The sequence below is a fragment of the Hymenobacter swuensis DY53 genome (genome assembly GCF_000576555.1).
Taxonomy (GTDB): domain Bacteria; phylum Bacteroidota; class Bacteroidia; order Cytophagales; family Hymenobacteraceae; genus Hymenobacter; species Hymenobacter swuensis.
Genome location: NZ_CP007145.1, coordinates 3,839,316 through 3,850,897, shown reverse-complemented (window position 1 = coordinate 3,850,897; position 11,582 = coordinate 3,839,316). Strand labels below are relative to the sequence as shown.

Genomic DNA, 11,582 nt, shown 5'->3' with positions numbered 1-11,582 from the left:
CACCGGTTCTGGCAGCTATAAAAAAAGCTCCCGCCGAATTGGCAGGAGCTTTCAGGCGCAAAAACTACTTCGCGGAGTTAGTTCTGTAGCAGTAGGCGTTTGGTAGCAAGAACTTTATCGTTCTGTACCAAGCTGTAGAAATACATGCCGGCGGGCAAATCGGAGAGGTTCAGATTCATGCCGCCGTCGGCTGCTTCAGGGCGCACCGCCACCGTACGCACTTCCCGCCCGATAATGTTGCTCAGGCGCAGTTTGTAATCAGTATTCGTCAGGAGCTGACTTACCGAAACCGTAACCAGACCCTTCGAAGGATTAGGGAAAACGGCGAAAGAAGGAGCCAGCGTGCGGGCCGTGAGGGTAGGGGTGGTGCCCAGCCCGATGTGCTGGCGGGGCGTATCCTGCACCGGGCGGCTCACAGTAGCCGTAGCGCGGGTGCGGCCCTGCCCACGTAGCGTGAGGGTAGCGGCCAGCGCCGAAAGCTGTACTGATAACAGCGCCAGCACTAGAACAAAGCGAGTAGAGAGTTTCATGCGGGAAGAGGAAAGCAAAAGCGGGGGAGGGAGAAAGGTAAGGCCAGCCTCATTGCCAAGATAGACAAGTTAGGCTCGGCATTCTGCCTGAAGGAGACAAGACAACAAAGAGACAATCATCGTGCCCGTTCGGGAAGCGGTTACCGGACAGATGCAGATTCAGACGTTTCCGTTGCATCAAGGTTTAAATGAGGCCTGCCTCCGTACACTCAGGCCAAATACCTGATTTGTTTCAGATCAAAGTAACGAAGCTGCCCCCCAACAGCGAGGGCCAGCCGACCCGCTTCATCTACGCCTACAATTTGTCCTCGGAACGTACGGCCCTCAGCTTCGTAGGTATGTTCTTCCTGAAACCGGTAGAGTACCCGCAGATACTCCGTACGCAGAGCCCCCACTCGGCCCGCTCGTAGCTGCAGGTAGCGCCGTTCCAGGCTTTCGAGCAAGTGGGTCACCAAGGCCGGTAAACTGTATGCGCGGCCTGTTAGCTGAAACAGGGAAGTGGCGGTGGGGACGCCAAATTCCTGCTGATTGATATTTAGCCCAATTCCGACAATGCTATGCTGAATTTTTGCGCCATTGAGTGTGTTCTCAATCAGAATCCCGCCTAGTTTCCGATGACCGAAAAAAATATCGTTCGGCCATTTCACTCGCAGGCCGGGGTCGGGACTCAGCAACACCGTCAGCCAGTCGTGTACGGCCAGTGCTACGGCTTGGCTGAGCAGAAACTGGTCGGCAGCGGCCAAAAAGGAAGGCCGCCATACCACCGACAGCGTCAGGTTTTCGCCGGGTGCGGCTTCCCACTGGTTGCCACGTTGGCCGCGTCCGGCGGTCTGTTTGTCGGTAATAACGCAGCAGCCATCCGTGGCCCGGTTTTGGACAGCCAGTTGCTGCGCTTCTGTGTTAGTAGAAGCGCATTCGGGCAGCCAGACAAGCTGTTGGCCCGTGAAGAGCGTTTGGGGGGAGAGTGCCTCCACGTGTTTTTCGTACTTTGTGACGTTCAAACCTAACAATACCCTATGAAAAGTACCCTGGTCCGGCAGGATTCGGACAAGTTGGCAGATGTAGTAGTGCGCGGCATGCAGGAGAAGAAGGCCGCTGACATCGTGGTGCTCAACCTCAAAGAACTTAAAAATGCCGTTGCGGATTATTTCATCATCTGCTCGGCTTCTTCCGATACTCAAATTGAAGCCATTGCGCGCTCCGTTGAAGAAGAAGTAGAAAAGCTTACCGGCCAGAACCCCTGGCAAACTGAAGGCCGCATGAACCGCGAGTGGGTGCTGCTTGATTACGTGGACGTAGTAGTGCACGTATTCCTGCGTGACCGTCGGCAGTTCTACGCGCTGGAGGAGTTGTGGGGTGATGCCGAAATTACGCACGTGGCGGAGGAAGAAACTCCGGCAGCCGTAAAGTAAACTGCAGCCGTTAGCGTCTTCCTGAAGGCAGGTGGGCACGCCAACAAACGCGCGGTTGGCGTGTTCCGCCTTTGTTTTTTGTTCTAGTAACCTCGATACATGTCTGATACGACGCCCAAAAAGAAGAAACCTACGCTGCCGAGCCCTGCTCCCCGGCCAGGTATGCAGCTTTGGGTGCTCACGGGACTGGTGGTACTCATCCTCGGGATGGTGTACCTCTCGCGTGGCAACCCGCTGATTGATATTACGCAGCAGCGTTTCGAGCAGATGCTTGTAAACGGTGATGTCCGGGACGTGACCCTACTGGCGAATGAGCGGCAGGTAGAAGTGACCCTGAAGCCCGAAGCCACTAAAAAAGCGCCTTACAACGCTGAGTTGAGCCGTCGTGGGCCCCTGGCTACTGAGCAGGGTGCCCAGTATGGCTTCCGGGTGGTGGATGGCAAAACCTTCAAGGAAGACCTCGACAAGGTGCAGGCAACCCAACCTGCCGACCAGCGGGTGGGCCTGAAAGTAACTGACCGCACCGGTTACGGCGACTATATCCCTACGCTGGGCCTGATGATTCTGCTGTTTGCTGGTTTCTGGCTGCTTATGCGCCGCATGGGCGGAGCGGGTGGTCCCGGAGGCCAGATTTTCAACATCGGCAAGTCGCGCGCCGCGCTGTTTGAGGGCGGTGATAAAGTGAAGATTACCTTCAAAGACGTAGCTGGTCTGGAAGAAGCCAAGGAAGAAGTACAGGAGATTGTGGAGTTCCTCAAGAATCCCTCAAAATTCACGGTTCTCGGCGGTAAAATCCCGAAAGGTGCCCTCCTGGTAGGTCCTCCCGGTACGGGTAAAACCCTGCTGGCCAAAGCTGTAGCCGGCGAAGCTGACGTGCCGTTTTTCTCGCTGTCGGGTTCCGATTTCGTGGAAATGTTTGTGGGCGTAGGCGCAGCCCGGGTACGTGACCTGTTCAAACAGGCCAAAGCCAAGGCACCCTGCATCATCTTCATTGATGAAATTGATGCCATTGGCCGGAGCCGCAGCAAAGGCAACATGCCCGGCGGCAACGATGAGCGGGAGAACACCCTGAACTCGCTGCTGGTAGAAATGGACGGTTTTGGTACCGATTCCGGGGTTATTATCCTGGCTGCTACCAACCGTCCCGATACGCTTGATTCGGCTCTGCTGCGTCCTGGCCGTTTCGACCGGCAGGTCAGCATCGATAAGCCGGACATCAACGGCCGAACCCAGATTTTCAACGTGCACTTGAAGCCGCTGACGCTGGGACCCGACGTGGAAGCCAAAAAGCTGGCAGCCCAGACGCCTGGTTTCGCTGGTGCCGAAATTGCCAACGTCTGCAACGAGGCGGCCCTGATTGCCGCCCGCCGCGACAAGAAGATGGTGACCATGCAGGACTTCACCGATGCGGTGGACCGGGTAATCGGTGGTCTGGAGAAAAAGAATAAGATCATCAGCCCTGGTGAGAAGCGCATTGTGGCTTACCACGAGGCGGGCCACGCCATTGCCGGCTGGTTCCTCGAACACGCCGACCCGTTGGTGAAGGTGAGCATTGTACCCCGGGGAGTAGCCGCATTGGGCTATGCGCAGTACCTGCCCCGGGAGCAGTTCCTCTACAACACCGAGCAGTTGATGGACGAAATGTGCATGACGCTGGGTGGCCGGGCTGCTGAAGACATTGTATTCGGCAAGGTTTCAACCGGTGCCTTGTCTGATCTGGAGCGCATCACGAAAGTGGCTTACAGCATCGTGACGATGTACGGGATGAATGCCAAGCTCGGCAACGTGTCGTTCTATGACTCGAAAGGGCAGAACGAGTACGGTTTTACCAAGCCGTATTCGGAAGCCACTTCGCAGATGATTGACGAGGAAGTACGCACCATCATTGAGCAGGCCTATATCCGCACCAAAGAACTGCTGACCGAGCGTCGGCACGAGTTGGAAGTAGTGGCCAAAGAGCTGCTGGAAAAGGAAATTCTGCAACAGGAAGATCTGGTGCGACTGGTAGGTAAGCGGCCCTTCGACAGCCAGACTACCTATCAGGCCCACATGGCGGGCACTGACCGCTCAGAAACCCTGAGCGAGCGGAAGCAGGAGCACCCCGGGGTGCCTCTGGGCAACGACCTGCCCAGCCTGAACCTTCCCGGCGTAGATGACGGCAGTGCCCCTGCGGGCGGCCCAACTGAGACTGGCGGCTCAGCCGTGACGCCAGTTTAACCTCATTTACCCAGCCCGATACATACAAAAGGCCCACCTGTACAGGTGGGCCTTTTGTATGTATCGGGCTGGGTAAATGAGGTTATTGCACCGTCATTTCCTGCACTATGAGAGTGTCAGAAGCCGCAGCGCTCAACGTTGCCATTCCGGTAACTGGCCAAGAAACAGTAATAGATTGGCTGGTTGCAGGTTTCTGATGGGTAGAAAGAAAGACCCAGTACTTGGTGCCAACGGGTTTGGCTGGCAGCGTAAACGACTTTGTCTCTTTGCCGCCCTTCGTTTCGTTCCATATCAGTGTGCCAGTCAGCTCTGTGCCTTTGCCAATTTGGGCATCAGCGAAAGAGGAGGCCACGCCGAGGCGGGCTACTGCACTAGGCATATCGGCGTAACCTTTCATTCCCAGTTGGAACACTACATCTGCGGTCTGCTTAGCCAGTGGCTGCGGATCATTCTCAGCATCATTGCCACAGCCTGACAACACAGTAGCGGCGGCTGTCATCAGGAAAAAAGAAGTGAATTGAGTAGATTTCATACGAATGGGTAGAATACTGCGTGTTCAAAGATAAGAAACAACATACACTACAAACCAGTTGCCTGCCTGGTTGATTCTGTACACAAAACCCCGCCCGAAACCCGCTACCTTTGCTGCCATGTCGGATACCTCGCGTGATATTGTTCTGCGCCGCATTCGGGAGTCGTTGCGGCAACCGTCGCCACTGCCGGCCCGGCCCGATTTTTCGGCCCCGCTGCACCCCCGGCCGGCCGCTACCGATGATCTGGCAGTAGCTTTTGCTCAGAGCTTCGTGCGGGTAGGAGGAGTTTTCTTCTTCTGCGAAACGGTAGAACACTTTTACGACCAGCTGTTTGCCTATAAGCAGGAAAAGGGTCTGGAGAATCTATACGTGTGGGAGCCGGAACTGAAAAAGCTGCTGCATGATGGTAACATCGGGTTCCAGAGTGATGAAACAAACTTCTTGGAACACGCCGATGCCAGCCTGACTACCTGCGAATCACTCGTGGCGCGCACTGGCAGCGTATTGGTGGGAGCCGCTACGGGTAGTGGCCGCCGCCTTAGCATCTATCCTGATCAGCACCTGATTCTGGCCCGCACTTCGCAGGTAGTTACCGACATCGGGGAGGGCCTGAAGCTGTTGCAGGAGAAATACGGAGCTGACAAATTGCCTTCTATGGTGTCCCTGACCACGGGGCCCAGCCGCACGGCTGATATTGAAAAAACGTTGGTGCTCGGTGCGCATGGCCCGCGCAGCATCGTGTTGTTTTTGCTGGATGACGCGCCCGCCGCAACTACCTGACCTCGTTCTGCCACCCGGCCGCCGGGTGTATTTCGCTTCCGATTTTCACCTCGGAACTCCCAATGCCGCCAGTTCGCTGGAACGGGAACGGCGCATTGTGCGCTGGCTGACCGAGGCGGCCCGGGATGCTGCTGCCATTTACCTGCTCGGTGATATTTTTGATTTCTGGTTTGAGTATCGCCATGCCATTCCGCGCGGGTTTATTCGGCTGCAAGGCAAGCTGGCGGAGCTAACCGATGCGGGCATTCCTGTTGTTTTCTTCACTGGCAACCACGATATGTGGATGTTCGACTACTTCACCAAGGAGCTGAACATTCCCATCCTGCGGCACCCGGTGAGCCAGCGTATCGGTGGCCATCAGTTCCACATCGGCCACGGCGACGGCCTGGGCCCCGGCGACCATACCTACAAAGTGCTGAAGCGGGTGTTTGCCTCGCCGGTAGCGCAATGGCTGTTCGCACGCTTGCATCCGAACTTGGGAATTGGCATTGCCAACCGCTGGAGTCGGCGCAGCCGCCTGCAGAACGGCGCAGCCGATGAGCAGTATTTCGGCGAAGATGAATGGCTGCTGACGTATTGCCGGGAGGTGGAGCAGCAGTTTCCGCACGAGTACTACGTGTTCGGACACCGGCATTTGCCGCTCGATGTGGAAGTAGTTCCCGGCAGCCGCTACGTGAACCTTGGCGAGTGGGTCAATTATTGCTCCTATGGCGTGTATGACGGGAACCAGCTCGCATTGCAGCACTATGAGCAATAGGACGGTAAACGCACAACCACCTACAAAGCGGGGGGGCGACCTTCCGGGTCGCTGCCGGACTGGCTGCTTGGTACTGTTTATGACGTGCTGCGCGGCGCAGGTGCCGGCCCAGACTACCACACCGGCGGCTGGTTCTGTAGCACCGGCCGGCCAGGCGGCTCCGGTGCTCACCGTGCCCGCCGATACCAAAGCGCCGGCCGGTACCTGGCAATTGGTACGCACCATCAAACTTCCCCAACCCGGTGCGGCTTCCCTGGACCGGCGCGGCAATCTGTACGTTACCGATGGGCAGAACAACGTGCATCAGTACGGGCCCGATGGCCAGCCGTTGAACACGTACTCGCCGGCCCTGCCGGGCCACACCATGCAGGTGGAGGCGTGGAATACGGCTAAGGTGCTGGTGTTTTATGATGACCGCCAGCAAGTGATGTTGCTGGACCGGTTTCTGGCTCCCATTTCAGAACTGGCCCTGACCGATCACCTCGATGGGCAGGCCCGCGTGGTAACGCTGGCCCCCGATGACCGGTACTGGCTGTTGAACGAATCGGACCTGACCCTGCGGCAGTTTGATGGGCAGCAGAAACGGTTTACCATCACCACACCGCTGGATTTGCTTATCGGCCGCTCCCGGCCCGATTTCCGATTCCTGCGCGAGTACCAGAATAATCTGTATCTGGTAGACCGGGTTGGCGGCGTGTATGTGTTCGATAACCTGGGGAATTACCGCAAGAAGCTGCCGTTTGCGGGGCTGTCCTACGTGGGCTTTCGGGGTGATGAACTGTATTACCTGGCGGCCGATGGCCTGCACTTCTTCCAGCTGTATACCCTGACTGACCGCACGATGCCTTTGCCGATTACAGAGCCCATACAGCAGGTGCTGGTGAGCGAACAGTACGCGTACGTGCTGTTGGCAACAGGAATACAGGTGTATAGAATATAGGCTGTTAGCATTCTTTGCAAACCCTTCGAGCGGGAAAAATCCCCCTTTTCGGCGTGCCAGAGTTGGTTTATGTGTTATAAACCAGAACGGTGGGGTAAAAGCTGAGCTATAACTCCTCCGTGTGGCGTGCGTTGGAAGAAACAGTATCGGTACGCCGGTATACTGTTTCTTCCACTCCACAACCCTGTTCTGTTATGAAAGCACTCGTGTATCACGGGATGAAAGATGTTCGCGTTGACACCGTGGACGACCCCAAAATCGAAGACGCGCGCGACGCCATTATCCGCGTTACCAGCACGGCCATCTGTGGCTCTGATCTGCACATTTACAACGGCAGTATCCCCCAACCCCGTCCGATGGTGCTAGGCCATGAGTTTATGGGCATCGTGGAGGAAGTAGGTAAAGGCGTGGGCAGCAAGCTGAAAGTAGGTGACCGGGTCGTAGTGCCCTTCCCCATTGCCTGCGGCACCTGCTACTTCTGTAACCACGAGCTGCCCGGCCACTGTGAGAACTCCAACCCCGACCACTACGGCCCCGAAGGTGGCCTGATGACGGAAAAAGGTGGGGCCCTGTTCGGCTATACTGATCTGTACGGCGGCTATAATGGAGGCCAGGCGGAGTATGTGCGCGTGCCCTACGCCGACTTCGGCCCTCGCGTAATTCCCGATTCCCTGACGGACGAGCAGGCCCTGTTCCTCACTGATATTTTCCCGACGGGCTACTCTGGTATCGACTGGGCCGACGTGAAAGGCGGTGAGTTTGTCGCCATTTTTGGCTCGGGACCGGTGGGCATTATGGCGGCTAAATCGGCGTGGCTGCGCGGGGCGGCCCGCGTAGTTATTGTGGATACGCTGCAGTATCGTCTTGATAAAGCCAAAGCCTCGGCCAACGTGGAAACCATCCGGTGGGAAAACCACAAGCAGGTAGTAGAGGAAATCCGGGCTATGAGCGAAGGACGTGGGGCGGATGTATGCGTGGAGTGCGTTGGCTTCGAGCCGGACCGCGACCTGCTCGACCGCGCCAAAGCCATCATTAACCTCGAAAAAGGCTCCGACAAAGTCCTGACCACCTGTATGAGCGCCGTGCGCCGGGGCGGTGTGGTAACGGTGCTGGGCGTGTACACTGCCCCGTTCGATAACTTCCCTGTGCACCAGTTCTTCGATAAAGGCATCACGCTCCGGGGCGGTCAGGCTCCGGCCCAGAAACATATCGATAAGCTTCTGCAATACGTCGTTGAAGGCAAGGTTGTCCTCGACGATATCATTACCCACCGCCTGCCGCTCATGGAAGCGGCGCACGGCTACGATATTTTCCGCAATAAGAAGGATAACTGCGTAAAAGTGGTGCTGAAGCCCTAGCACGGGGCTTTTAGGTAGTAGCACAAAAGGCCAGCCACCAGCTGGCCTTTTTACATGTTCGGCAGGCTACGAAAACATGCCCGAATGCCAGAATTTAGCGGTACCGAAGCGTATTCCGGTGCGTTCTGCCTGCCGGATTTCTGCCTACATTTGAAAGAACGGCTTTGTCCGTTTTCCGCCGCCCTGTTCCTTCTGCCACAACCACTTTTCCGCCATGTCTGCTGTGCTTTTTCGCCGTATCGGCTTACCCGTTCTGTTGCTGTTGCTATGGGGCGAACCGGGGCAAAGCAACGGACAGGCGCAGGTAACCCGCTCACCCGGCCGCTTGGCCCCGGGGCTGGAGAAAGACAAAAGCCAGCGGTGGTTGCGGGTGAGCGTAACCGACGTAACCGCGTGTCGGCAGTGGCTCACGCAGCACTACCCGAGCGCCCTCGTGCAGCCTGAAGCGCAGCAGGCCCGGTTGCTGCGGGTGCGAGGAGTAACGGCGGCGGCCTTGGCGGCCTGCCCGTGCGTGAGCTTCGTGCAGGCCGCCGACCGACAGGCCCGGCCCGAGCGGCAACTCAACGGGGCCGACTTCACGCTCAACAAGGTCACCACAGTGCATGCCCGCTACCCGCGCATTACGGGGCAGGGCCTTACGGTGTCTGTGAAGGAAAGCCCGCTGGACATTCTGGACATCGACTTTAAAGGCCGGCTGCTGAACCCCGATCCGCAGGCTCAATTGGTGAACTCGCACTCCACCATTATGACAACGCTCATTGCGGGCGGCGGCAACTCGTCGCCCAACGGCAAAGGTGCCGCCTGGAAAGCGCGCATTGCGCAATCGAGCTATGATAACCTGTTCCCTGATAACGGGCCGGGGCTGGCGGCGCAGGGCGTATCGGTCCAAAACCACTCGTACGGGGTGGCGGTGGAGAATTTCTACGGGCAGGAAGCCCGGGCGTATGATCAGCAGGTGCGGCAATACCCGGCGTTGCTGCACGTTTTTTCGGCGGGCAATTCCGGCAATCAGATGGGAGCCGCCGGGACGTATGCTGGCTTGGCGAATACCGGCAACCTCACCGGCGAGTTCAAAAATTCCAAAAACAGCCTGAGTGTAGGTAACACCGATGCGCTGGGACAGGTGGCTCCGCTCAGCTCCCGGGGCCCCGCCGCCGATGGCCGCGTGAAGCCCGAGTTGGTAGCTTTCGGTGATGGGGGAGCTTCCGACGCGGCAGCCCTAGTATCGGGTGTCAGCCTGCTGGCCCAGCATGCCTATAAGGACCGATATAGTACGTTGCCCTCGGGGGCGTTGGTGAAAGCTGTACTGCTGAACACCGCCGATGATACGGGCCGTCCCAACGTCGATTTTGCGGCGGGCTATGGGCAGGTAGATGCGCTAGGGGCGGTGCAGACCATGCTGGAAGGCCGTTTTCAGGAAGGCACCATCATGCAGGGTGAAAGGCAGAGTATTTCGATTCCGGTACCCGCTGGTACGCACCGGCTGAAAATCACGCTGGCCTGGACCGACCCCGCCGCCGTGGAAAATGCCCCAGCTACCCTCGTGAATGACCTGGATATGCGGCTGTTTGATATAAACGGTACGCAAACGTGGTACCCCTGGACCCTCAGCGCCTATCCGCACCTCGATTCACTGGCATTGCCGGCCCGCCGCCGCCCTAACCACCGCGACAATGTAGAGCAGATTACGGTGGATGCCCCGGCTACCGGAGTATATACTGTGCAGGTGCGCGGTTTCCAGGTTACCCAAGGCCCGCAGGCTTATAGTATTGCCTATGAGTTTGAATCAGATCTGACGTGGGTGCATCCGTCGGAAGCGCGTAATCTGCGGGCAGCCGAGTCAGCCCTGTTGCGCTGGCAGTGGGCGGGGCCAGGTGCATCGGCGCTGCTGGAATACCGGCCCGTTGGGCAGGCTACCTGGAATACCATCAACCCGGCCCTTAACCTTGCTCAGCAAGCGTTTCGCTGGACCGCTCCCGACGTAACCGAAGCGGCACAGCTGCGCCTCACCACCGGAACCAGCGTGGTTTTGTCTGACACGTTTTTCGTAGCCCGGCCACTGATGCTGACAGTGGGCTACACCTGCCCCGATGAAACCCTGCTGACCTGGCCGCGCGTGCCCGGGGCTACGCAGTATCAGGTGTACGCGCTGGGAGCCACGCACCTGGAGCCATATCGTTTGCTGCCGGATACCGCGTTGGTCCTCACGGCCGCCGAAACCGCCGCCCAATACTTCGCCGTCGCGCCGGTTATCCAGCAGCGGGTGGGGGAGCGAAGCGGAACGGTAAATGTGCAGCAGGAAAGCTATGGGTGCTACATCCGTTCTTTCCTGCCCCGGCAGCTGGTTACCGATACCGTAGAGTTCGACCTAATGCTGGGTACTACCTTCCGGCTGCAGGCGGTGATGTTGGAGCGCCGCGCGGCCGATGGCAGTTTTGTGGCCGTGCAGACTCTCACGCCCGGCAGCCGCACCATAATACGCCTAGTGGACCCGACTGCTGAACCGGGCCGCTCTGAATACCGCGTCCGCCTGCAACTAACAACCGGCCGCCTTGTGTATAGCTCTCTAGAAGAAGTGTACTTAGTACCATCAGCAGCCGAAGTACTGGTATTTCCGGTGCCTGTAGCAGCTGGGGAGCCATTAACTGTGGTTGGCCCGCCTGATCAGGTGCTGCGCGTACGGGTATTTGACTTGGCGGGGCGTTTGCGCCTGAACGTGGTTTCCGATACGGGAACTATCAAAACCCTCGATACGCACAGCCTGAACCCGGGTGTGTATTTGCTCCGCATCAGCACTCCCGGCGGCCGGGAAGTTACGCGCCGCGTGATGGTGCTGTAACGTTCTGATCTGGCTTGCGCCATTGAGTGCCGGCCCGACAGCAACGTCCTGTTGGGCCGGCACTCAATGGTGCGGTTAGGCGTAACTCCCGCTTGAATAAAGCGGCGGCTGATAAAATGGGCAGCTAGGTGAGCAGAAGGATATTTCACCGGAACTCCGCTTGAGTCAGACTGCTCTGCAGTCAGTAACTATCTGGCTGCAATAAATCGAATGCCT

At 57.8% G+C, this 11,582-nt stretch carries 10 protein-coding genes; 7 read left to right on the top strand and 3 right to left on the bottom strand.

What is annotated here, in order from left to right; genetic code table 11:
- Positions 1–77: 77 nt before the first annotated feature.
- Both HSW_RS23070 and HSW_RS17855 read right to left on the bottom strand, forming a co-directional pair.
- The gene (locus HSW_RS23070) at positions 78–530 is read right to left on the bottom strand and encodes a T9SS type A sorting domain-containing protein (protein ID WP_052346584.1); all 453 of its coding nucleotides are present in this window, start codon (positions 528–530) and stop codon (positions 78–80) included.
- A gap of 209 nt (positions 531–739) precedes the next feature.
- Positions 740–1,504, bottom strand: a complete 765-nt coding sequence (locus HSW_RS17855; protein ID WP_044005027.1) for a biotin--[acetyl-CoA-carboxylase] ligase — start codon at positions 1,502–1,504, stop codon at positions 740–742.
- Positions 1,505–1,546: 42 nt separating this feature from the next.
- On the opposite strand from HSW_RS17855, the gene rsfS reads away from it, so the two are divergent.
- Both rsfS and ftsH read left to right on the top strand, forming a co-directional pair.
- Positions 1,547–1,942 carry a ribosome silencing factor gene (gene rsfS / locus HSW_RS17850; RefSeq protein ID WP_044003109.1) on the top strand — a complete coding sequence of 132 codons (396 nt, stop codon included), beginning with the start codon at positions 1,547–1,549 and terminating at the stop codon, positions 1,940–1,942.
- Positions 1,943–2,041: 99 nt separating this feature from the next.
- On the top strand, positions 2,042–4,159 hold the full coding sequence (gene ftsH / locus HSW_RS17845) for an ATP-dependent zinc metalloprotease FtsH (RefSeq protein ID WP_044003108.1): 2,118 nt from the start codon (positions 2,042–2,044) through the stop codon (positions 4,157–4,159).
- A gap of 82 nt (positions 4,160–4,241) precedes the next feature.
- On the opposite strand, the gene HSW_RS17840 is transcribed toward ftsH, so the two are convergent.
- Positions 4,242–4,691: a hypothetical protein gene (locus tag HSW_RS17840; protein WP_155833037.1), complete on the bottom strand. Its 450-nt coding sequence runs from the start codon at positions 4,689–4,691 to the stop codon at positions 4,242–4,244.
- 118 nt (positions 4,692–4,809) lie between these two features.
- Here HSW_RS17840 and HSW_RS17835 point away from each other — a divergent pair, with 118 nt between their 5' ends.
- From HSW_RS17835 to HSW_RS17815, 5 genes are all read left to right on the top strand, one after another.
- On the top strand, positions 4,810–5,472 hold the full coding sequence (locus tag HSW_RS17835) for a LutC/YkgG family protein (RefSeq protein ID WP_044003106.1): 663 nt from the start codon (positions 4,810–4,812) through the stop codon (positions 5,470–5,472).
- Positions 5,447–6,229, top strand: a complete 783-nt coding sequence (locus tag HSW_RS17830) for a UDP-2,3-diacylglucosamine diphosphatase (protein WP_044003105.1) — start codon at positions 5,447–5,449, stop codon at positions 6,227–6,229. The genes HSW_RS17835 and HSW_RS17830 overlap by 26 nt, the downstream gene beginning before the upstream one ends.
- A gap of 79 nt (positions 6,230–6,308) precedes the next feature.
- On the top strand, positions 6,309–7,169 hold the full coding sequence (locus HSW_RS17825) for a hypothetical protein (RefSeq protein ID WP_052346582.1): 861 nt from the start codon (positions 6,309–6,311) through the stop codon (positions 7,167–7,169).
- 194 nt (positions 7,170–7,363) lie between these two features.
- Complete coding sequence (locus HSW_RS17820; RefSeq protein WP_044003104.1) at positions 7,364–8,527, top strand: zinc-dependent alcohol dehydrogenase; 1,164 nt, start codon at positions 7,364–7,366, stop codon at positions 8,525–8,527.
- A 214-nt stretch (positions 8,528–8,741) separates the two neighbouring features.
- Positions 8,742–11,366 (top strand): S8 family serine peptidase, encoded by a 2,625-nt coding sequence (locus tag HSW_RS17815; protein WP_044003103.1) that lies wholly within the window; start codon positions 8,742–8,744, stop codon positions 11,364–11,366.
- Positions 11,367–11,582: the final 216 nt, after the last annotated feature.